23 protein-coding genes and 4 tRNA genes are annotated in these 20,696 nt (G+C 75.5%); 5 read left to right on the top strand and 22 right to left on the bottom strand.

The features are described 5' to 3' along the window. Positions 1 to 81: 81 nt before the first annotated feature. The 16 genes from yajC to HNR08_RS18525 form a co-directional block, all read right to left on the bottom strand. Positions 82 to 498 (bottom strand): preprotein translocase subunit YajC, encoded by a 417-nt coding sequence (yajC, locus tag HNR08_RS18600; protein WP_146831907.1) that lies wholly within the window; start codon positions 496 to 498, stop codon positions 82 to 84. Between the two features lie 104 nt (positions 499 to 602). Then, positions 603 to 1,628, bottom strand: a complete 1,026-nt coding sequence (gene ruvB, locus HNR08_RS18595) for a Holliday junction branch migration DNA helicase RuvB (RefSeq protein WP_146831904.1) — start codon at positions 1,626 to 1,628, stop codon at positions 603 to 605. Then, positions 1,621 to 2,241, bottom strand: a complete 621-nt coding sequence (ruvA, locus tag HNR08_RS18590; RefSeq protein WP_146831901.1) for a Holliday junction branch migration protein RuvA — start codon at positions 2,239 to 2,241, stop codon at positions 1,621 to 1,623. Before ruvA ends, ruvB begins: the two co-directional genes overlap by 8 nt. Positions 2,242 to 2,380: 139 nt before the next feature. Beyond that, complete coding sequence (ruvC, locus tag HNR08_RS18585; RefSeq protein ID WP_146831898.1) at positions 2,381 to 2,950, bottom strand: crossover junction endodeoxyribonuclease RuvC; 570 nt, start codon at positions 2,948 to 2,950, stop codon at positions 2,381 to 2,383. 219 nt (positions 2,951 to 3,169) lie between these two features. Beyond that, positions 3,170 to 3,925 (bottom strand): YebC/PmpR family DNA-binding transcriptional regulator, encoded by a 756-nt coding sequence (locus HNR08_RS18580; RefSeq protein ID WP_146831895.1) that lies wholly within the window; start codon positions 3,923 to 3,925, stop codon positions 3,170 to 3,172. A gap of 87 nt (positions 3,926 to 4,012) precedes the next feature. Next, positions 4,013 to 4,639 carry a pyridoxal 5'-phosphate synthase glutaminase subunit PdxT gene (gene pdxT / locus HNR08_RS18575; RefSeq protein WP_146831892.1) on the bottom strand — a complete coding sequence of 209 codons (627 nt, stop codon included), beginning with the start codon at positions 4,637 to 4,639 and terminating at the stop codon, positions 4,013 to 4,015. 1 nt (position 4,640) lies between these two features. Next, positions 4,641 to 5,846, bottom strand: coding sequence for a pyridoxal phosphate-dependent aminotransferase (locus HNR08_RS18570; protein ID WP_246802853.1), 1,206 nt, complete (start codon positions 5,844 to 5,846; stop codon positions 4,641 to 4,643). Positions 5,847 to 5,902: 56 nt separating this feature from the next. Next, positions 5,903 to 6,499: an NUDIX hydrolase gene (locus HNR08_RS18565; RefSeq protein WP_371862344.1), complete on the bottom strand. Its 597-nt coding sequence runs from the start codon at positions 6,497 to 6,499 to the stop codon at positions 5,903 to 5,905. After that, a complete protein-coding gene (gene pdxS / locus HNR08_RS18560; protein WP_210736844.1) occupies positions 6,496 to 7,344 on the bottom strand; it encodes a pyridoxal 5'-phosphate synthase lyase subunit PdxS in 849 nt (282 codons plus the stop codon). The genes HNR08_RS18565 and pdxS overlap by 4 nt, the downstream gene beginning before the upstream one ends. Positions 7,345 to 7,517: 173 nt before the next feature. Then, positions 7,518 to 8,156, bottom strand: coding sequence for a hypothetical protein (locus HNR08_RS18555; protein ID WP_146831886.1), 639 nt, complete (start codon positions 8,154 to 8,156; stop codon positions 7,518 to 7,520). Beyond that, a complete protein-coding gene (locus HNR08_RS18550; RefSeq protein ID WP_168430508.1) occupies positions 8,153 to 9,346 on the bottom strand; it encodes a glycosyltransferase family 4 protein in 1,194 nt (397 codons plus the stop codon). The genes HNR08_RS18555 and HNR08_RS18550 overlap by 4 nt, the downstream gene beginning before the upstream one ends. A gap of 20 nt (positions 9,347 to 9,366) precedes the next feature. Further along, on the bottom strand, positions 9,367 to 10,395 hold the full coding sequence (locus tag HNR08_RS18545; protein WP_146831880.1) for a phosphatidylinositol mannoside acyltransferase: 1,029 nt from the start codon (positions 10,393 to 10,395) through the stop codon (positions 9,367 to 9,369). Next, a complete protein-coding gene (gene pgsA, locus HNR08_RS18540) occupies positions 10,392 to 11,000 on the bottom strand; it encodes a phosphatidylinositol phosphate synthase (protein ID WP_146831877.1) in 609 nt (202 codons plus the stop codon). The genes HNR08_RS18545 and pgsA overlap by 4 nt, the downstream gene beginning before the upstream one ends. Positions 11,001 to 11,007: 7 nt before the next feature. Beyond that, on the bottom strand, positions 11,008 to 11,607 hold the full coding sequence (locus HNR08_RS18535) for an HIT family protein (protein WP_216447823.1): 600 nt from the start codon (positions 11,605 to 11,607) through the stop codon (positions 11,008 to 11,010). A gap of 4 nt (positions 11,608 to 11,611) precedes the next feature. After that, positions 11,612 to 13,627, bottom strand: coding sequence for a threonine--tRNA ligase (thrS, locus tag HNR08_RS18530; protein ID WP_146831874.1), 2,016 nt, complete (start codon positions 13,625 to 13,627; stop codon positions 11,612 to 11,614). 174 nt (positions 13,628 to 13,801) lie between these two features. Continuing rightward, positions 13,802 to 13,873, bottom strand: a tRNA-Val gene (locus tag HNR08_RS18525). Positions 13,874 to 14,109: 236 nt separating this feature from the next. Here HNR08_RS18525 and HNR08_RS18520 point away from each other — a divergent pair. Continuing rightward, the gene (locus HNR08_RS18520) at positions 14,110 to 14,538 is read left to right on the top strand and encodes an SsgA family sporulation/cell division regulator (RefSeq protein ID WP_146831871.1); all 429 of its coding nucleotides are present in this window, start codon (positions 14,110 to 14,112) and stop codon (positions 14,536 to 14,538) included. 4 nt (positions 14,539 to 14,542) lie between these two features. On the opposite strand, the gene HNR08_RS18515 is transcribed toward HNR08_RS18520, so the two are convergent. Continuing rightward, the gene (locus HNR08_RS18515) at positions 14,543 to 15,379 is read right to left on the bottom strand and encodes an aminotransferase class IV (RefSeq protein WP_146831868.1); all 837 of its coding nucleotides are present in this window, start codon (positions 15,377 to 15,379) and stop codon (positions 14,543 to 14,545) included. A 5-nt stretch (positions 15,380 to 15,384) separates the two neighbouring features. Continuing rightward, positions 15,385 to 16,530, bottom strand: a complete 1,146-nt coding sequence (locus HNR08_RS18510) for a chorismate-binding protein (protein ID WP_146831865.1) — start codon at positions 16,528 to 16,530, stop codon at positions 15,385 to 15,387. A 189-nt stretch (positions 16,531 to 16,719) separates the two neighbouring features. Here HNR08_RS18510 and HNR08_RS18505 point away from each other — a divergent pair. The 3 genes from HNR08_RS18505 (at position 16,720) to HNR08_RS18495 (ending at position 16,998) form a co-directional block, all read left to right on the top strand. Next, a tRNA-Gly gene (locus HNR08_RS18505) sits at positions 16,720 to 16,791 on the top strand. Between the two features lie 54 nt (positions 16,792 to 16,845). After that, a tRNA-Cys gene (locus HNR08_RS18500) sits at positions 16,846 to 16,916 on the top strand. Positions 16,917 to 16,926: 10 nt separating this feature from the next. Further along, positions 16,927 to 16,998: transfer RNA gene (locus HNR08_RS18495), tRNA-Val, on the top strand. Positions 16,999 to 17,303: 305 nt separating this feature from the next. Here the strand turns inward: HNR08_RS18495 and HNR08_RS18490 are convergent. Together HNR08_RS18490 and HNR08_RS18485 are read right to left on the bottom strand one after the other, a co-directional pair. Then, entirely contained in the window at positions 17,304 to 17,447 is a 144-nt protein-coding gene (locus HNR08_RS18490; RefSeq protein WP_146831862.1) for a chromosome partitioning protein, read from the bottom strand. Continuing rightward, positions 17,444 to 18,403 carry a hypothetical protein gene (locus HNR08_RS18485; RefSeq protein ID WP_146831859.1) on the bottom strand — a complete coding sequence of 320 codons (960 nt, stop codon included), beginning with the start codon at positions 18,401 to 18,403 and terminating at the stop codon, positions 17,444 to 17,446. The genes HNR08_RS18490 and HNR08_RS18485 overlap by 4 nt, the downstream gene beginning before the upstream one ends. A gap of 209 nt (positions 18,404 to 18,612) precedes the next feature. Here HNR08_RS18485 and HNR08_RS18480 point away from each other — a divergent pair, with 209 nt between their 5' ends. After that, positions 18,613 to 19,473, top strand: coding sequence for an alpha/beta hydrolase (locus tag HNR08_RS18480; RefSeq protein WP_146831855.1), 861 nt, complete (start codon positions 18,613 to 18,615; stop codon positions 19,471 to 19,473). A 16-nt stretch (positions 19,474 to 19,489) separates the two neighbouring features. Here the strand turns inward: HNR08_RS18480 and HNR08_RS18475 are convergent, their stop codons facing one another. Together HNR08_RS18475 and HNR08_RS18470 are read right to left on the bottom strand one after the other, a co-directional pair. Then, positions 19,490 to 20,176 carry a nucleoside/nucleotide kinase family protein gene (locus tag HNR08_RS18475; RefSeq protein ID WP_146831851.1) on the bottom strand — a complete coding sequence of 229 codons (687 nt, stop codon included), beginning with the start codon at positions 20,174 to 20,176 and terminating at the stop codon, positions 19,490 to 19,492. A 7-nt stretch (positions 20,177 to 20,183) separates the two neighbouring features. Then, positions 20,184 to 20,690 carry a mycothiol transferase gene (locus tag HNR08_RS18470; RefSeq protein WP_222595985.1) on the bottom strand — a complete coding sequence of 169 codons (507 nt, stop codon included), beginning with the start codon at positions 20,688 to 20,690 and terminating at the stop codon, positions 20,184 to 20,186. Positions 20,691 to 20,696 lie beyond the last annotated feature (6 nt).

The raw sequence follows: 20,696 nt of genomic DNA, 5'->3' as shown, positions 1-20,696 counted from the left end.
GCGCGTACCGCCCGCGCGGTGCGGGCGGTACGGGTGGTGGGCGCCCCGCCCCCCGGACGTGCCGGGAGGCGGGCCCGTCGACTACTGCTGCGGCTTCTTCTTGCTGTCGGGACCCTCGTCGTCGCGCGGCGGCTGCAGCGAGGACAGGTCGTCCGGGACCTCGATGAGGCCCGGCGGGACCGCGCCAGGCTCGTCGCGCCACTCGGCGTCGTCGGTGGCCTCGTCCTCGTCGGCCTCCTCGACCGGCGGCTCGACCAGGCGGGCGATCGCGGCCTTGATCCAGCGCGACTGGTTGCCCGGCGTCGACTCGAGCGTGACCTCGTCACCGTCGACCGAGACGACCGTCCCGTACATGCCGGAGCCCGTCATCACCTGCTGGCCGGGCTCGAGGCTGTCGCGGAAGCTCAGCTGCTCGCGCTGGGCCTTGCGCTGCCGGCTCGACAGCAGCCACATCGCCCCGATGCCGATGACGAGGATGATGAGGAAGGAATAGTCCACGAACAACAGCTCCTGATCGCACGGGTCGTCGGCCGCAGTCTAGGCGCCACGGCTCCGGGCTCCTAACGAACGGACCTGTGGGTCGGTTCCCGCACCCGGTCGGCTCAGCCGAACAGCGTGCCCGTGGGCACCGGTGGGGTCAGGCCGAGGTGCGCCCAGGCCTCCGGGGTGGCCACCCGGCCGCGCGGCGTCCGGCCGATCAGCCCCTCGCGGACCAGGAACGGCTCGGCGACGGTCTCCACGGTCTCCGGCTCCTCGCCCACCGCGACGGCCAGCGTCGTGAGCCCGACCGGCCCGCCCCCGAACCGGCTGCACAGCGCGGTCAGCACGGCGCGGTCGAGGCGGTCCAGCCCGCGCCGGTCGACCTCGTAGACCTCGAGCGCCGCCCGCGCCGCGGCCAGCGACAGCGTGCCGTCGCCGCGCACCTGCGCCCAGTCGCGCACCCGCCGCAGCAGCCGGTTCGCGATGCGGGGGGTGCCGCGGGACCGGGACGCGATCTCGGCCGCCGCCTCCGGGGCGAGCGGCACGCCGAGCAGCCCGGCGGAGCGCAGCAGCACCCGCTCGAGCTCGTCGTCGGCGTAGAAGTCGAGGTGCCCGGTGAACCCGAACCGGTCGCGGAGCGGCGCCGGCAGCAGGCCGGCGCGGGTGGTGGCGCCGACCACCGTGAACGGCGGCAGGGCGAGCGGGATCGCGCTGGCGCCCGCGCCCTTGCCGACCACGACGTCGACCCGGAAGTCCTCCATCGCGACGTACAGCAGCTCCTCCGCCGGGCGGGCCAGGCGGTGGATCTCGTCGAGGAACAGCACCTCGCCCTCCTCCAGGGAGGACAGGATCGCCGCCAGGTCGCCGGCGTGCTGGATCGCGGGTCCGCTGGTCACGCGCAGGGACGTGCCGAGCTCCGCCGCGATGATCATGGCGAGCGTCGTCTTGCCGAGCCCGGGCGGGCCGGACAGCAGCACGTGGTCCGGGGCCCGGCCGCGGCCGATCGCCGCCTGCAGCACCAGGGACAGCTGCTCGCGGACGACCTTCTGGCCGACGAACTCGTCGAGGTGCCGCGGGCGCAGCGCCGCCTCGGCGGCCCGCTCCAGCTCGTCGGCCTCCGGGCGGACGACCGACGGGTCCTCAGCCACGCCCGCCGCCCAGCGTCCGCAGCGCGGCGCGCAGCACGCCCGCCACCTCGGCCTCGCCGACCGGCTCCTCGCTGCCGTCCAGCACGGTCGCGACGGCGTCCTGCGCCGCCTTCTGGTTCCAGCCCAGCCCGACGAGCGCGTCCACGACCTGGTCGCGCCGGTCCGCCGGAGCGGCGGCCGCGGCCGATCCGCCCGGGACACCCACGGGCGCCGGGGCGCCGAGCCGGTCCGCGAGCTCCAGCACGATGCGCTGCGCCCCCTTGTGCCCGATGCCGGGCACGCGCTTGAGCGCCGCGAGGTCCTCCCCCGCGACCGCCCGGCGCAGGCCGTCCGGCGTGTGCACCGCGAGCATCGCCAGCGCGAGCCGCGGCCCGACGCCGCTGACGGTCTGCAGCACCTCGAACACCTCGCGCTCGTCGTCCTCGGCGAAGCCGAACAGCGTGAGAGCGTCCTCCCGGACCACCAGCGAGGTGAACAGCGTCGCGGCCTGGCCGACCCGCAGCCCTGCGAGCGTCGCCGGGGTCGCCTGCACCAGCAGGCCCACGCCCCCGACCTCCAGCACCGCGGCGTCCAGCCGCACGGCCCGCACCGTCCCGTGCACCGAGGCGATCACACCGGCTCCTTCCCGTCGTCGCGTGCAGTCTGCCACGGATGCGAACACGTGTACGAACGACACACCCCCGCGCAGTGGACGGCTCGAGCGGACACGCCGACGGCGTGCCGGTCCGGACCTCCCACCTCTGCGCCGGGCGTCAGGCGCGCACGCGCCGGCTGGCCTGCTCCGCCGCGGCCCACGCCCGCTGCGCGGCGGTCATCGACCCCGGCGCGCGCTGCGGCGCCCCGATCGCGCCGGCCGGGCGCCACAGGTGGCAGATCGCCAGGGCGAGCGCGTCCGCGGCGTCCGCGGGCCGGGGCAGCTCGTCGAGGGACAGCAGCCGCTGCACCATCGACTGCACCTGGGGCTTGTCCGCCCGCCCGTTGCCGGTGACGGCGGCCTTCACCTCGGACGGCGTGTGCATCGCCACGGGGATCCGCCGGCGCGCGGCGGCGAGCATCGCGATCCCCGCGACCTGCGCCGTGCCCATGACCGTCCGCACGTTGTGCTGCGCGAACACCCGCTCGACGGCGACGGTGTCCGGGGCGTGCTCGTCGAGCCAGTCCTCGATCTGCGCCGCGACGGCGAGCAGCCGCTGGTCGACGTCCAGGTCCGGGGTCGTGGTGGCGACCCCGACCGCGACCATCCGCACCTTCCGCCCGGGGAGGCCGTCGACCACCCCGAGCCCGCAGCGGGTCAGCCCCGGGTCCACACCAAGCACGCGCACCGCCCGAGTCTCCCAGCCCGCACCCGCCCCGCGCGGGAGCCGCGCCGCGCAGGGCCACAGGCACCCGTCGCCCCGGCGCACGCCGTGAGTGGAGGTTGCTGGCGGGACACGCCGGGCGTGTCGGGCAGAACCCTCCGGTCAGCGGGAGACGGCGGGGTGGACACGCCGACGCCCCGCGCCGGACCGGGGTCCGGGCGGGGCGTCGCGGCGCGCGAGGGGTCAGTCCTCCTCGAGCTCCGCCATGACCTCGTCCGAGGCGTCGAAGTTCGCGTAGACGTTCTGCACGTCGTCCGAGTCCTCGAGCGCGTCGATCAGCCGGAGGATCTTGCGGGCACCCTCAGCGTCCACCTCGATCTGCGTGGCCGGGTAGAACACCACGTCGGCGGAGTCGTACTCGATGCCCGCGTCCTGCAGCGCCGTGCGGACGGGCACCAGGTCGGTGGCCTCGGACAGGACCTCGAACTGGTCGCCCGCGTCGTTGACCTCCTCCGCGCCGGCCTCGAGCACCGCCATCATGACGTCGTCCTCCGTGGTGCCCTCCTTCGGGACCATGACGACGCCCTTGCGGGAGAACAGGTACGCCACCGAGCCGGGGTCGGCCATCTGGCCGCCGCTGCGGGTGAACGCGACGCGCACGTCCGCCGCCGCGCGGTTGCGGTTGTCGGTGAGGCACTCGACGAGGACCGCGATGCCGCCGGGGCCGTAGCCCTCGTAGAGGATCGTCTGGTAGTCCGCGCCGCCGGCCTCGGCACCGGAGCCGCGCTTGACGGCGCGCTCGATGTTGTCGTTCGGGACCGAGGTCTTCTTGGCCTTCTGGATCGCGTCGTAGAGCGTCGGGTTGCCCGCCGGGTCACCGCCGCCGGTGCGCGCGGCGACCTCGATGTTCTTGATGAGCTTGGCGAAGAGCTTGCCGCGCTTCGCGTCGATCACGGCCTTCTTGTGCTTCGTGGTGGCCCACTTGGAGTGACCCGACATCGCTTCCCTCTCGCTTCACCAGACTCGTCCTGCACGCGCATCCCCAGGGCGTCGCGACCCGGCGCCGGGTCGCGCGCCGACGCTCCCCTACCGGGCGTCGCGGACGATCTCGACGAACAGCCGGTGCACCCGCGTGTCGCCCGTCACCTCCGGGTGGAAGGACGTCGCGAGCAGCGGGCCCTGGCGCACCGCGACGATCCTACCGGCGGCGGGCCCGCTCTCCACGCGGGCGAGGGCGGTGGCGGCCGGTCCGATCTCGTCGACCCAGGGCGCGCGGATGAACACGGCGTGCACCGGCTCGTCCGCGCTGGACGGCACGCCCTCGATCCGCAGGTCCGTCTCGAAGGAGTCGACCTGCCGCCCGAAGGCGTTCCGCCGGACCGTGACGTCCAGGCCGCCGAGGGTGCGCTGGCCGTCGATGCCGCCGACGATCCGGTCGGCGAGCAGGATCATCCCGGCGCACGAGCCGTAGGCGGGCATCCCCGCGGCGAGGCGGTCGCGGACCGGCCCGTCCAGCTCGAACGCGCGCAGCAGCTTGTCGATGGTCGTGGACTCGCCGCCGGGGAGCACGAGGGCGTCGACGGCGTCCAGCTCGGAGGCGCGGCGCACGGGGACGGCCTCCGCGCCGCTCGCGCGCAGGGCGGCGAGGTGCTCGCGGACGTCGCCCTGCAGGGCCAGGACACCGATGGTCGGGGAGGCGCTCACGCGCCTCATCCTACGAATCCGCGGTGACTGCTCCGTCCACCGCGCCGGCGGGCACCTCGACGGCGTCCCACGCGGCCACGAGGTCGGCGAGCCGGGACAGGCCCTCGAGCAACGCGGACCGCTCGCTCGCGAGGGACACCCGGACCATGCCCTCGCCCCCGGGCCCGAACGCGCTGCCCGGCGACACCGACACGTGCCGCTCGTCCAGCAGGCGCAGCGCGAACGCCTCGGAGTCGGGCGTCGCGGCGGAGACGTCGACCATGAGGTAGAACGCGCCGAGCGGCGGCACGCAGGGGACGCCGCGCGCGGCCAGCAGGGCGACGGCCGCGTCGCGGCGCTCCCGGTAGGACGCGACGGCCGCGGCCACGTCGTCCTGCGGGCCGGTGAGCGCGGCCAGGGCGGCGCGCTGGCTGACCGACGACGGGCACGCCACCGTGGCCTCCGCGACCTGGCCCAGCAGGTCGATGACGCCGGGGTCGCGGGAGACGACGTAGCCGAGGCGCCAGCCGGTCATCGCGTAGGTCTTCGAGAACGAGAAGAACGTGAGCACCCGGCCGTCCGTGTCGAACGCCGCGGCGGACGCGTGCGGGGCGTCGAAGGTGATCGCCTCGTAGCACTCGTCCGCGAGCACCCACAGGTCGCGCTCCCGGGCCAGCTCGACGACGCCCGCGAGCAGCTCCGCCGGGTACACGGCGCCCGTCGGGTTGTTCGGGGAGCACAGCACGATCGCGCGCGTCGCCGGCGTGACCGCCGCCGCGATGTCGGCGAGCACCGGCACGAAGCCGTTCGCGGCGTGCGCCGGGTAGGTGCCGACCTCGACACCGGCGGCCACGGCGGCCATCCGCCAGTTCGGGAACTCCGGGTCCGGCACGAGGATCTCGTCGCCCGGGCCGGCCAGGGCGTTGATCGCCATCGCGAGGCCGTGCATGGCGCCGTGCGTGACGACGACGTCCGCGGCCGTGACGTCGAGGCCGTTCACCCGGCGCACCTTCTCGGCCAGCGCGGCGCGCAGCTCCGGGGTGCCGGTGCTCGACGTATACCCGGTGTGCCCGGCCGCCGCGTCGCGCCCGGCCGCCGCGACGACGTGCTCCGGCGTCGGCACGTCGGGCTCCCCGATCTCCAGGCGGATCGCCTCCGGGTCGCGCATCGCGAGCTCCATGAGGGTGCGGATGCCGCTGCGGTGCATGCGGGTGACGGGCGAGGTGGAGTGGGGCACCGGCCGACGATAACCGATCCGGGCGCCCCGAAGTTACCCCCCGGTACGAAAAGCGCTCAGTCGTCGCGCTGCAGGCCCAGGTGCCGGGTCACGCCGTCCCACCCGCCCAGCAGCGGCCGCACCAGGTCCGCCAGCCCCTCGGGGAACACCTCGCGCGTCTCGGCCGCGAGGTCGTCCAGGTGCCACCAGCGCACCTCGTCCAGCACGTCGAGCTCGACCTCGGTCCAGCCGTCGCGCGCGATCGACGCGGGGTCGAGCGCGTGGTCGACGCGGGCCAGGAAGAACTCCTCGTCCTGGCGGCAGTGCTCGGCGTAGAAGTCGAAGATCGCCGACCGGGTCAGCACCGGACCGACCAGCGCGCCGTCGCCGAGCACCAGCCCGGTCTCCTCGCGCAGCTCGCGGACCGCCGCCGCGCGGGCCGACTCCCCCGGGTCGATCCCGCCCCCGACGGTGAACCACCAGGACCGCTCGGGCTGGTCGACGTCGTGCCCCCGGACCAGCAGCAGGCGGTCGTCGGCGTCGAGCAGCAGCACGCGCGCCGCGCGCCGGAACCGCAGCCCGTCGGCCCCGAGCACCCAGTCGTCGCCGAGCACCGACGGCGACGGCCCGCCGGCCCCGGTGGGGGTCGGCGGGCCGTCGGTCGGGTGGGTCACCAGCCGCGCTCGGCCAGGCGGTGCGGCACCGGGACGTCGTCGACGTTGATCCCGACCATGGCCTCGCCGAGGCCGCGGGACACCTTCGCGATGACGTCCGGGTCGTCGTAGAAGGTCGTGGCCTTGACGATCGCCGCGGCGCGCTGCGCCGGGTTGCCCGACTTGAAGATGCCGGAGCCGACGAACACGCCCTCCGCGCCGAGCTGCATCATCATCGCCGCGTCGGCCGGGGTGGCGATGCCGCCCGCGGTGAACAGCACGACCGGCAGCTTGCCGGCGCGAGCCACCTCGACGACCAGGTCGTACGGCGCCTGCAGCTCCTTGGCCGCGAGGAACAGCTCGTCCTCGGGCAGCGAGGTGAGGCGGCGGATCTCCTGGCGGATGGTCCGCATGTGCGTCGTGGCGTTCGAGACGTCGCCGGTGCCGGCCTCGCCCTTCGACCGGATCATGGCCGCGCCCTCGGTGATGCGGCGCAGCGCCTCGCCGAGGTTGGTCGCGCCGCACACGAAGGGCACGGTGAACTGCCACTTGTCGATGTGGTGCGCGTAGTCCGCCGGGGTGAGCACCTCGGACTCGTCGACGTAGTCGACGCCCAGGCTCTGCAGCACCTGCGCCTCGACGAAGTGGCCGATGCGGGCCTTGGCCATCACCGGGATGGACACGGTGTTGACGATGCCGTCGATCAGGTCGGGGTCGCTCATCCGCGCGACGCCGCCCTGGGCCCGGATGTCGGCGGGCACGCGCTCGAGCGCCATGACGGCGACCGCGCCGGCGTCCTCGGCGATCTTGGCCTGCTCCGGCGTGACGACGTCCATGATGACGCCGCCCTTGAGCATCTCCGCCATGCCGCGCTTGACGCGGGCCGTGCCCACCGCGGGGGCGTCGGCGGTCGCGGGCTGGGTGGTGTCGCTGGTCACGGTGACCTCACAGTTCGGGAGGGGGTTGGCGGCTTCCGTCGTCCATCGTAGTCGCGCGCGCGGCGGCCCCGGGGGCGCCGTCCACGCCTCGCGCGGTCGTGTCAGGCGGCGGCCGGGGGGCGGCCCGGGCGGCCGAGCGCGGGGGGCCACGCGTCGTCCAGCTCGAGGGTCTCGGGCATCGGCGCGCGCCCGGCCAGCCGCAGGGTGCGCACCGCCCAGCCGCGCCGCATCCGCTGGGCCTGGGCGACCGCCTCGTTGTGGAACCGGCGCGCGAGCTGCACGCGGTACCAGGCGTCGCCGAGCGCGTCGAGCAGCTCGCCGGCGCCCGGCTCCTCGCGCAGGGCGGCGACCTCCTCGGGGTCGGCCAGCGCCTCGCGCAGCGTCGCGGAGAGCTCGCTCTCGACGAGCCCGCGGTCCTGCTCCGGCCCCGGCGTGCCGGCGCGCGCCGGGCCGCGGAGCTCGGCGGGCAGCCGCGCCATGCCGCCGGTCTGCGGGTCGCCGGCCGCGATGGACGCCCAGGACGCCTCGCCCACCAGCACGCTGCTCACCGGGTCCAGCACGCCCGACGCCGCCAGCGTGGACGCCGCGGACGCGCGCCGGAGCAGCTGGGTGTCGACGACCGCGCGGGACGCGGCGACCTTGCGGTGCAGCCGGTCGATCCGGGACGCGGCGAGCCACGACCACCACACCACCAGCAGGACGACCGCGACCACGAGGACCGCCGTCTCGGACCAGCTCATTCGTCACCCCGCAGGCGGCGCAGGACCTCGCGGCGCGCCCCGCGGCGGGAGGTCGGGTCCTCCCCCACGGGCGCGGCGCTGCCCTCGACCGCCATCTCGTACACCGTCAGGACCTCGTGCGTCACGGACGACCAGTCGTACCGCCCGACCGCCGACTCCCCCGCGGACGCCACCCGGCTGCGCCGCTCCGGATCCCCGAGAAGCTCGACCAGCGTGCGCGCGAGGTCCGCGGAGTCGCCGGTGCGGAACAGCACGCCCGCCCGGCCGTCGTCCAGCACCCGCCGGAACGCCCCGAGGTCGGAGGCGACGACGGCCGTGCCGGCGCTCATCGCCTCGACCAGCACGATGCCGAACGACTCGCCGCCGGTCTGCGGCGCGCAGTACACGTCCGCCGACGCGAGCAGCCGGGCCTTGTCCTCGTCGCTGATGCCGCCCAGGAACTCCACGGCGTCAGCGTCGTCGCCGAGCAGCTCGCGGACCTCCGCCGGGCCGGTGTCGCCGCGGCCCGCCACGAGGAAGCGCACGCCCGGGAACGCCCGGCGGACCTCCGGCACCGCGTCGAGCAGCACCGGCAGGCCCTTGCGGGACTCGTCGAGCCGGCCGAGGAAGACCACCGTCGGCGCCTCGGGCGTGCCGAGCCAGCGGGGGTCGGTGCCGGCCCGGGCGAACGCGTCGACGTACACGCCGTTCGGGATCACCACCGCGTCGCCGCCCAGGTGCTCGACCAGGGTGCGACGCGCGTCCTCGGACACCGCGATCCGGGCGCTGATCTTCTCCAGCGACTGCCGCACCAGCGGGTAGGCGATCTGCAGCGACCGGGACCGCACCAGCGAGGAGTGGAACGTCGCCACGACCGGCCCGTCCGCGATCCACAGCGCGAGCATGCTCAGCGACGGGGTCACGGGCTCGTGCAGGTGCAGCACGTCGAACTGCCCCGCCTCCAGCCAGCGCCGCACGCGGGCGGCGGTCAGCGGGCCGAACGTCAGCCGGGCGACCGCGCCGTTGTACCTGACCGGCACGGCCTTGCCCGCGGATGTCATGTACCCCGGGATCGGGGTGTCGTCGTCGGCCGGCGCGAGCACCGAGACGCTGTGCCCGCGGGCGATGAGCGCCTCCGCGAGGTCGCGGACGTGGAACTGCACGCCGCCGGGGACGTCGAACGAGTACGGGCAGACGATGCCGATGCGCAGCGGCCGGGCCGGGGCGGGGGTCATCGCGCGGCCTCCCCGGCGGTCTCCCCGGCGGTCTCGCCCGCCGTCTCCCCCGCCGCCGCCCGGGTGCGGGCGTACCGCTCCGGGTCGAGGTCGGCGACGAACACCTTCTGCAGCATGTGCCAGTCCTGCGGCGCGCGGTCGATGCCGCGGGCGAGGTCGTCGACCCAGGCCTGGGTCAGCGCCCGGACGCGGTCCTGCCGCGGCACGTCGTCCGGGACCGGGAGCAGCCGGCCGAACTCGATGACGACGCCCCAGGCGGTGCCGGCCGCCCGCCGCCGGGGGCCGCGCAGGCGCTCGTAGGTGATGGTGGTCGCGCACAGCGGCGCACCGGTCGCGACGGCCAGCGCCGCGGGGCCGGCGGCAACCCGCGCGCGTTCGCCGAACAGGTCGACCTCCACGCCGCGGGCGGTCAGGTCCCGGTCCGCCAGCAGCGGCACCAGGCCGCCCGGTCCCTGCTTGATCGCGCGCACCAGCTCGCGGAACACCCCGCCGCCCCCGCCGGACAGCGGGATGATCTCGAGCCCCAGGCCCTCGCGGAACGTGAGGAACTCCTGGAACAGCGCCTCGGGCTTGAGGCGCTCGGCGACCGTGACCGTGCGGCCGAGGTGGGTGGTCGCCCACGCGCCGGCCAGGTCCCAGTTGCCCAGGTGGCCCAGCGCCATGACGACCATCCGGCCGGCGTCGATCTCCCGGACGACCTCCCGGGGGTCCTCGAGGCGCACCCGCGCGGCGATCTGCTCGGGCTTCACCCCGACGAGCGCGAACGACTCGCCGTAGTACCGCATGTACGAGCGCATCCCGAGCAGCGTCAGCCGCCGGATCTCCTCGGGCGGCGCCTGCGGCCGCACCCGGCGCAGGTTCGCCTCGAGCTGCCGCACGCCGCTGCCGCGCACCACCCAGGCGACGTCCGCCACGAGCCGGAACAGCCCGCGCACGATCGGGTCCGGCACCTTGCCGACCACCCGCCACGCGAACGCGAACAGGCGCGCCACGTCGAACCGGCCCGTCCGGGCCTCGTCGCTCACGCCGCCGCCCCCGCCTGCCGCCGGACCGTGGCCATGCGCTGCACGATCGTGACGAGCGAGGCGACGGCCAGCAGCGCGAGGACGACCACGAGGACGACCTGCGGCACACCGAGCCCGACCAGCGCGGTGGCGACCAGCACGGTCGCCAGCCGGTCGGCACGCTCGGCGATGCCCACCGCGGCCGTCATGCCGAGGCCCTCGGCGCGCGCGCGGGCGTAGGGCACGATCGAGCCGAGCACCAGGCAGGCCAGCGCCGCGCCGGCGCCCCAGGCCGAGTCGCCCTCGCCCATGAACCACAGCACCAGGCCGGAGAAGATCGCCGCGTCGCCGAACCGGTCGAGCGTGGAGTCGAGGAACGCCCCCCACGGCCCGGACCGGCCCGCGCGCCGCGCCATCACCCCGTCGAGGGAGTCGGTGAGGGCGAAGAACGCGATCACCAGGCTCGCCGCGAGGAAGTGCCCGGTGGGGTACAGCCACAGCGCGGTCGCGACGACCGCGACCGTGCCGGTGATCGTCACGGCGTCCGGGGACACCCCCCGCTTCAGCAGCGCGTCGGCCACCGGCGTGAAGAGCCGCGTCATGGCCCCCCGCAGTCGGTTCAGCACGGGCGGGTCAACCCCTCTCCTCGCCGGGCTCCCCGGCGGTCGGCCACGCGGCGGCGAGGCGCGCGCGCGTGTCGTGCAGCAGCTCGGGAAGCGCCCGCGTCCGGCCGACGATCGGCAGGAAGTTCGCGTCGCCGGACCACCGGGGCACGACGTGCTGGTGCAGGTGCGCGGCGATGCCGGCCCCCGCCACGTCGCCCTGGTTCATGCCGATGTTGAAGCCGTGCGGCCCGCTGACCTCGCGCAGCACCCGCATCGCCGTGCGGGTCAGCGCGGCGATCTCGGCGACCTCCGGCCCGGTCAGGTCGGTGTAGTCGGCGACGTGCCGGTACGGCACGGCCAGGACGTGGCCGCCGTTGTACGGGTACAGGTTGAGCACCACGTACGCCGTCGTCCCGCGCGCCACCACGAGCCCGTCCTCGTCGGACAGGGCCGGGATGCGGCAGAACGGGCAGCCGTCGCCCGCGGCCCCGTCGGCGGGCTTGTTCTCCCCGCCGATGTACGCCATGCGGTGCGGCGTCCACAGGCGGCCGAAGCCGTCGGGCACGCCCGCGAGGGCGGCGGCGTCCTCCGCTGCCGCCCCGCGGGCCGCGTCGTCGTGCTCGGGCACCGCGTCAGACCTGCGCGTGCTCGCGGACCGCGGCGACGACGCGCTGCACGGCCTCGGCCACCGGCACGCCGTTCTCCTGCCGGCCGTCGCGGTACCGGAACGACACCGCCCCGGCCTCCGCGTCCTCGCCGCCCGCGATCAGCACGAACGGGATCTTCTGCGTGCTCGCGTTGCGGATCTTCTTGCCGAACCGGTCGCTGGACCGGTCGAGCTCGGCGCGGATGCCCTGGGTGCGCAGCTGGGCCACGACCCCCTCGAGGTACGGCTCGAACGGCTCGGCCACCGGCACCGCGAGCACCTGGACCGGCGCGAGCCAGGCCGGGAACGCGCCCGCGTAGTGCTCGGTCAGCACCGCGAAGAACCGCTCGATCGACCCGAACAGCGCGCGGTGGATCATCACCGGGCGCTGCCGGGTGCCGTCCGAGGCGGTGTACTGCAGGTCGAACCGCTCCGGCAGGTTGAAGTCGAGCTGGATCGTCGACATCTGCCAGGTGCGGCCGATCGCGTCCTTCGCCTGCACCGAGATCTTCGGGCCGTAGAAGGCCGCGCCGCCCGGGTCCGGGACCAGGTCCAGGCCCGACTCGGTGGCCACCTGCCGCAGCGTCTCGGTGGCCTCCTCCCACGCGGAGTCCTCGCCGACCGACTTCTCCGGGTTGCGGGTCGACAGCTCCAGGTAGAAGTCGTCGAGGCCGTAGTCCTTGAGCAGGTCGAGGACGAAGGTGAGCAGGCTGGTCAGCTCGTCCTTCATCTGGTCGCGGGTGCAGTAGATGTGCGCGTCGTCCTGCGTGAAGCCGCGGGCGCGGGTCATGCCGTGCACGACGCCCGACTTCTCGTACCGGTACACCGTGCCGAACTCGAACAGCCGCAGGGGCAGCTCGCGGTACGACCGGCCCCGGGAGTCGAAGATCAGGTTGTGCATCGGGCAGTTCATCGGCTTGAGGTAGTAGTTCTGCCCCTGCCGGGTGACGTTGCCCTCGGCGTCCCGCTCCTCGTCCAGCTGCATCGGGGGGTACATGCCCTCGGCGTACCAGTCCAGGTGCCCGGAGATCTCGAAGAGCTGCTGCTTCGTGATGTGCGGGGTGTTGACGAACGAGTAGCCCGCCTCGACGTGCTTGCGACGCGAGTACTCCTCCATCTCCATCCGGATGATGCCGCCCTTGGGGTGGAACACCGCCAGCCCCGAGCCGATCTCGTCCGGGAACGAGAACAGGTCGAGCTCGTTGCCCAGCCGGCGGTGGTCCCGGCGCTCCGCCTCGGCGATGCGGTCCAGGTACGCCTTGAGCTCGTCCTTGGTCGGCCACGCCGTGCCGTAGACGCGCTGCAGCTGCGGGTTCTTCTCGCTCCCGCGCCAGTAGGCGGCGGCCGACCGGGTCAGCTGGAAGCCGTTGCCGAGCAGCTTCGTGCTGGGCAGGTGCGGGCCGCGGCACAGGTCCTGCCAGACGACCGTCTCGGACTCCCGGCCCGCGCCGCGCACGTTCTGGTAGTACGTGAGGCCGCCGGAGCCCACCTCGACGGAGGCGCCCTCCCCCGCGGTGTCCGCGGTGGACTTCAGGCCGATGAGCTCGAGCTTGTACGGCTCGTCCGCGGCCAGCGCGCGCGCCTCGTCGTCGGTGACCTCGACGCGGCGGAACGTCTGGCCCTCCTTGACGATGCGGGACATCACCTTCTCGAGGGCCCGCAGGTCCTCCGGGGTGAACGGGGTCTCGACGTCGAAGTCGTAGTAGAAGCCGTCGGTCACGGGCGGGCCGATGCCCAGGCGGGCCTTCGGGTTGACCTCCTGCACCGCCTGCGCGAGCACGTGCGCGGCCGAGTGCCGGAGCACGGCCAGGCCGTCCGGGGAGTCGATCGTGACGGCCTCGACGACGGCGCCGTCCGGGAGCGGGCGGGACAGGTCCCGGAGCTCGCCGTCGACGCGGACGACCACGACGTCGCGGCGCGCGGCGTACAGGTCCGTGCCCGTCGTCCCCGCCTCGGCCGTGGTGCTGACGCCGTCGACGGTGAGGGTGATGAGCTCGGACACGTGCGGGTCTCCTCGGGTCGGTCCCGCGCCTCGCGCGCGGGGTCCGGGTCGATGCTACCGACCGGTCGCCTCGTCGCCGGGACGCACGCCCGCGCCGGTCGGGGGCTCGCGCGGGCCGCGGCCCGGGACGACGACGGCCCCCGGTCCGCTGGGGACCGGGGGCCGTCGTGCCGGTGGGCGATACTGGGTTCGAACCAGTGACCTCTTCGGTGTGAACGAAGCGCGCTACCACTGCGCCAATCGCCCGGCGGTGGACAACAGTACCCGACGCGGGGCGGAAGGACGAAACCGGCCCGGGGCAGCCCGGGCGTGCCGGTCCACCAGCGGGATCGCCGGCGCGGCGCCGCCCCGGCCCGGCAGACCGCGACCGGCGCTGAGGGGTTCCACCGGGTGAAAGTCGGCGCGGGACCTCGGACCCGGGCAGCGCGGCTGTCATCATGGTCATCTCGCGTGACGTGTGGACATGTGTGAAGGAGGATGCGGTGGCCCAGCGCTCGTACGACGTCGTCGAGTCCGTCGCCATGCAGCTCATCAGCTCCGATGCCAGCGTCCTGCCTGTCACCGCGGAGCTGTCGTACCGCGTGAGCGACCCCTACACGGTGCGTGCCGTGTTCACCAGCCCCCAGTCCACCTCGGTCTGGCTGCTCGGGCGCGAGCTGCTGCTCCAGGGCATGCTCGCGGACGCCGAGGACCCCGCGGGCTGCGGGGACGTGCAGGTGTGGCGGGACGAGGACCCGCTGTTCACCCTCATCTCGCTGACCGGCATCGAGGGCAGCGCGCTGCTCGCGGCGCCGTCCGAGCCGCTCGAGCGGTTCCTCACCGCCACCGAGCAGCTCGTCGCCCTCGGCACCGAGAGCGACCGCATGGAGGGCGAGATCGCGGCCCTGATCGCCGCGCTCCTCACCGCCTGAGCCGCTACGGGTCCGGGTCGGCGCCCGCGCGCGCCCGGAACAGCTCCGCCACGGCCGCGGTCAGCGGGCCGGTCGCCACGGCCGCGCCGTCGAGGGCGTGCACGCCGACGAACCCGCGCAGCGACCCGCTCAGCGCCAGCGACGCCCCGCCGCGGCGGACGTCGTCCAGCACCTCCCACGGCAGCTCGCCGGACCGCGCCTCCGCCACCGGCAGGCCCGCCTCGGCGGCCCACTCCAGCGCCAGCGCCCGCGTGACCCCCGGCAAGCAGCCGGAGGACAGCGGCGGCGTGAGCAGCGCGCCGTCGCGCTCGACGAACACGTTCGAGCCGGTGCCCTCGCACAGCTCGCCGCGGGTGTTCGCGAGCACCGCCTCGTTGCCGCCCGCGCGCTGCGCGGCCGCGAGGGCCAGCACGTCCGCGGCGTAGGACGTCGACTTGTGGCCCGCCAGCGGCGACCGCTCGTTGCGCACCCACGGCACCCGGACGACGTGCGCCGGCCCGCGGAGCGGCGCCGGGCCCGCCGTGACCACCAGGCTCGGCGCGGCCGCCCCCGGGGCGCCCGGGCTCACCGTGACCCGCACCCGGCCGACGTCGGCGCCGCCCGCGGCCAGAACGGCGGCCACGGCGTCCCGGACCTCGCCCTCGTCGACCGGCGGGAGGTCGAGGGCTCGCAGCGAGGCGGCCAGGCGGTCCAGGTGCCGGGTCAGCGCGAACGCCCGGCCCGCCGCCACCGCGCAGGTCTCGAAGACGCCGAGGCCCGTCGCGAAGCCCGCGTCGGCGCCCGACAGCACGGGCTCGCGCGGGTCGCGCAGCCGGCCGCCGGCCCACAGGACGCTCACCACGGCGGTCAGTCTGGCACCGGCGCGGCGCCGGGCTGGGACGCGGGGCCGGAGGCCAGTGCGACGAGCCGCCGCGCCTTCAGCTCCGTCTCCGCCCACTCCGCCTCGGCGTCGCTCCCCCACGTGATCCCCGCGCCCGTGCCGAACCGCAGCACGCCGTCCCGCCACACGAACGTCCGGATGCCCACCGCCAGCTCCGCCGCGCGGACGCCCCCGTCCGCACCGACCTCGACCCAGCCGACCGCCCCGCAGTACGGCCCGCGGGGCACGGGCTCGAGCCGGCGGATGACGTGCAGCGCCGCGAGCTTCGGCGCCCCCGAGACCGACCCCGGCGGGTACGTCGCCGCCAGGAGGTCCGCCCACAGCCCCTCGCCGTCCCGGACGTCGTCCCGCAGCCTCCCGCGGACCGTCGACACCAGGTGCACGAGACCCGGGTGCTCCTCCACGCCCAGCAGCGTCGTGACCTCCACCGTCCCCGGGTCGCACACCCGCTGCAGGTCGTTGCGCACCAGGTCGGTGATCATGACGTTCTCGGCCCGGTCCTTGGCGGTGAGCCCGTCCGCCGTCGGCGCGGTGCCCTTGATCGGCGCCGAGGTCACCCAGCCGTCCGCCACGCGCAGGTACAGCTCCGGCGACGCGGACACCACCCACACCGGCGGCACCGCTCCCCCGGCCGGCACGTGCACGACGCCCGCGTACGGCGCCGGGTTGCCCGCCGCCAGTCGCGCCCCGAGCGCCCGGGCGTCCGGCTCCGCGCCGCGCGCGTCGACCGGCAGCGGCGCGGCCAGGACGCGGCAGAGGTTCGCCTGGTAGACCGTCCCCGCCCGGATCGCCGCCCGGACCTCCCCCACGGCCGCGACGTACGCCGCCCGGTCCAGGGACGACGTCCAGGCGCCGGCGTCAGGACCGCGCCACGCCCCCGGGTCGGCGGTGCCGTCAGCAACCTCGTCCCCGGGCCGGGCCGGGCCGGCCGTCGCGAACCGCCACGCCCCCACGCGGCCCACGAAGTCCCCGACGAGGACCCAGGACCCCGGCGTCCGCAGCCGCCCCGGCTCGAGCGCGACGTCCGGGACGTGCTCGACGGGGTCGCGGAGCACGCGGCCCGCGAACCGGGCGGAGCCGGGCGCAGGACCATCGGACGGTCGGCTGGGCACCCGGTCACGGTAGCCAGGACCCCTCGTCCGTCCCCGGAGGCGCGACGTGCGCGGCACGCCACGCCGCGTGTCCCGCGTGATCACGCGGATCTCCGGGCCTCGGCCGGGCCGGTTGGACTCTCGCGTCCGGAGTCGGCTATTGTTCTCGACGCACCCGGAAAGCCGGTGAGAACCGGTGGAACGAGGCGCGCGGACGTGGCTCAGTGGTAGAGCATCACCTTGCCAAGGTGAGGGTCGCGGGTTCGAATCCCGTCGTCCGCTCGGAGGCAGACACTCCCGGCCGACCTACTCGGTCGCTGAGGACTGAGGTCTCAGGGTGGAGTGGCCGAGAGGCGAGGCAGCGGCCTGCAAAGCCGTATACGTGGGTTCGAATCCCATCTCCACCTCGTATCGCCCGGGCGATTGGCGCAGCGGTAGCGCGCTTCCCTGACACGGAAGAGGTCACTGGTTCGATCCCAGTATCGCCCACGAGCACGAAGGCCGTCCCGGCACCCCGGGGCGGCCTTCGTCGTCTTCTCCGCCGCCCGAGCGCGCGGTGCGCCACGCTGTGGCGTCCGTCTCACATGCGGCTCCACCCGGCGCTCCCCGGCCGCAGCGGCCGGCGCGGTCACCCGGCCCGGCCGGGGCGCCGACCACGACCGCCGGCGTGACGCTCAGCACATCCGCCCTCTCCCGCACCGCGCCGACGAACCGTTCCGACGGCGCGGAGCGGTTCGACGTGGAGACGCACGCGCGCCTGGCGACGGACGACCGACGCCGGGCCCCCGGCCGCCTCAGGCGTCCCGGGCGTCCGCCTCGGGCTCCTCGCGGGTGGGCGCCTCGCCGTGGTGCTCGTCCGGCACGGGGTCGGGGTCGACCGCGAGGCTGGGCACGTCGGGCTGCTGCGGGTCGAAGCTGTCGGGCAGGTCCTCGCTCATGCGTCCAGCCTCGCACCGGTGAGCCCGGTCAGCACCCGCTCGGCGTCCGACCCCGCGGGCACGGGCAGGTCCAGCGCGGTGTCCCCTGCGCGGAGCGTCACCACCGCGACCCCCGGGTACCGCGGGTGCCGCCGGGTGGTCACGGCGGTCAGCCGGTCGAGGGGCAGGACGAGCCGGGAGTCCGAGTGCACCGGCGTCCGCCCGCGCACGAGCCAGGACGCCCGGCCGAACACCTGGAGCTCGCGGCCGTCCGAGCAGACCACGGCACCCTGGACCGTCATCGGCCGCAGCACGTGCGCGACCCGGCGCAGCGCGCACCGGGCCGGCGGGACCGTGCGCCGCGGGTGGGCGGCGAGGGTGCGCAGCCCGGGCTCGCGGTCGGCGACCTCGCGGTAGGCGGCCAGCAGCCCGATCTCCCGGTCACCGAGCGCACGCCGGGACAGCTTGCCGAGCCCCGGACCGGGGTCGACGCCGCCGGACGCTCCGGGCGCGCCCGTCGCCCCGGACGCCCCCACCGGCCACGCCAGGAGCCGTAGCAGGTCGACGAGCTCCTCGATGACGTCCGCGGACGACCCGGAGTACCGCACCCGCACGGGCGCGCCGGCCAGCGCGTGCACGGCCAGCCGCCCGTCCAGCAGGTCCACGGACGTCCGCACGGCGGCGACCCGGTCGTACGGGACGTCCCGCACGTCGTAGCGCGCGCCCTCGCGCCGGCTGAGCGCGACGAACCGGTCCGTCCCCAGCACGAGCAGGTGGTCGTACAGGTCCATGTCGGGCGTGGCGTCGCGGCGGGCGATGTCGCGCGGCACCTTGAGGACCAGCCGGCTGCCGGCGAGGTCCAGGGGGTAGTCCTGGTAGAGGCGTGGCACGTCCTCGGGGCTCCGCACCGGGTCGACCCACGGCCCGAACGCGTCGTACTCGGCCGTGCTCCGGGTCCTGCTCGCCGCCGCCGCCATCGCGATCGCCTCCCTGACTCCAGGATGCACCCGTGGTGACGCTCCCACCACGGAGCGGACCGCACCTTCCGCCGGACGGCCCGGGCGCGGAATGATGCGCGCGGGGGACGCTCCACGCCCCGGGTGCACCGCGCGAGACCACCGAAGTCGCAGCAGACCGCCGCGCCTGCTGCTCGTCAGCCGTCAGACACCACCGAACGGGAGCCGCCATGACCACCGCACCGCAGCCTGCCGCGAGCCCGGACACGATCGTCCTGGTGCACGGCCTCTGGATGACCCCCCGCTCCTGGGAGCACTGGGTGCCCTACTACGAGGCGAAGGGCTACCGGGTGCTGACCCCGGCGTACCCGGGCTTCGAGGTCGAGGTGGAGGCGCTGCGCGCCGACCGCTCGGTGATCGCCACGCTGACCGTCCCGGAGACCGTCGACCACCTGGCGTCCGTGATCGAGGCCCTGGACGCGCCGCCGATCATCATCGGCCACTCGTTCGGCGGCACGCTGACCCAGCTGCTGCTGGCCCGCGGGCTGGGCGCGGCGGGCGTGGTCGTCGACTCGGCGCCGACGGAGAACGTGTACGTCACGCCGCCGTCGCAGCTCAAGTCGCTGCTGCCGGCGTTCACGCACCCGTCGAGCCGCCACGAGGCGCTGGCGTTCACGCCCGAGCAGTTCCACTACGCGTTCACGAACACCCTGAGCCGCGCCGACTCCGACGCCGCCTGGGAGCGGTACGCGATCGGCGCTCCGGGGGCGTGGCTGTGGGCGTACGGGCTGATCGCCAACTTCAAGCCCGGCCACCAGGAGACGTGGGTCGACTACGACCGGGACCGGGCTCCCCTGCTGTTCATCGCGGGCGGGGAGGACCACATCATGCCGCCGTCGGTGAACAAGGGGAACGCGAAGAAGTACGCGAAGTCCCCCGCGGTCACCGAGTACCAGGAGCTGCCCGGCCGGTCGCACTGGACCTGCGCGGAGCCGGGCTGGGAGGCCGTCGCCGACCTCGCGCTCGAGTGGGCGGTCGCACACGCCGCCCCCGTCCCGGCCGCCGGGACCCCGGCCACCGAGGCCGGCTGACCGCGCCCGCGGCGGCTCAGGGCTCCAGCACCCAGCCCGGCCGCCGCGGGTCGTCCACCCGCAGCACGACGTCGGCCGTGCCCTCGGGGTCCGCCTCCGCGCGGTACCGCTCCTCGGCCGCGAGCCGCCACGCCTCGTCCTGCGGGGTGAGCCGCGCGAGCGTCCCCGGGCGCACCGCGAGGTGCACGGTCAGGTCGGCGGGCAGCCACCGGCCGAGCAGCAGCCCGCCGTCGAGCAGGAGCACGGCGCCGGGCGGGGCGGTCGTCCGGGCGGCCCGGGCCGAGCGCTCCCGCTCGGCGTCCCAGAGCGCGGGCAGGTACGTCCCGTCGCCGTCGGGGCCGAGCGGGTCCAGGACCTCCCGGATCAGGGCCCCGGTGTCGAGCGCGTCGTCCAGCAGCGCGTCCGGGTCCTGCCGGCCGTGCTCGAACCGCACGCCCGCCGGCCGCAGGAAGTCCCCGGCGGAGACCCGCAGCGCGGCGTGCCCCCGGGCGCGCAGGGGCTCGACCAGTGCGTCGGCCAGCGCCCCGGGACGGGTGGGCGGAGCGCCGTCCAGCAGCACCCGCCACCGCCGCCCCGGCTCGCCCGGCCCGGCAGTCGCGCCCGACCCGCCCGGATCCCCCGACGACTCCGCCGCCAGGCCCCCGAGGACGCGCTCGACCAGCCGGTCGACGACGACGTCCGGCGTGACCGGCTCGACCCGCACCCGCGGCTCAGCGGGACGTGACGACGCCGCGCACGAACGCGGCCTGGCCGGCGTGCTCGAGGACGTCGCCCAGCACGCTGACGAGCCGCACCCCCACGGTGACCGGGGGGTCCCAGCGCTCGTCGACCACCCGCGCGAGGTCCTCGTCCTGCAGCCGGGCGAGGTAGGCGTCGGTGGCCGCGCGCGTGGCGTCGGCGTACGCGGCGAGCAGCGCCGGCTCCGCGCGGACCTGCGCGACCTGCCCGGGGCTCTGACCGTAGCCGGTGGCGTCCCGGTCGAACGGCAGCGCGAACCGGTCGGCGAACCCCTGCGCGTGCCAGACCTGGTCGGTGCCGGCGAGGTGGGCCACCTGGGCGTCCTCGACGCGGGCGAGGTGCCACACCAGCCACGCGATCGTGTTCGCCTCCGGACCCAGCCGGGCGGTGAGCTCGTCCTCCCCCAGCCCGTCCAGGACGCCGTGCACCAGATCCCCGACCCGGCCGAACCCGTCGACCAGCACCCCGACCCCGTCCACGCCCGC

The organism is Cellulomonas hominis, assembly GCF_014201095.1.
Classification (GTDB): Bacteria; Actinomycetota; Actinomycetes; order Actinomycetales; family Cellulomonadaceae; genus Cellulomonas; species Cellulomonas hominis.
The sequence above is the reverse complement of the archived record's forward strand: the minus strand, read 5'-3'. Positions and strand labels throughout refer to the sequence as shown.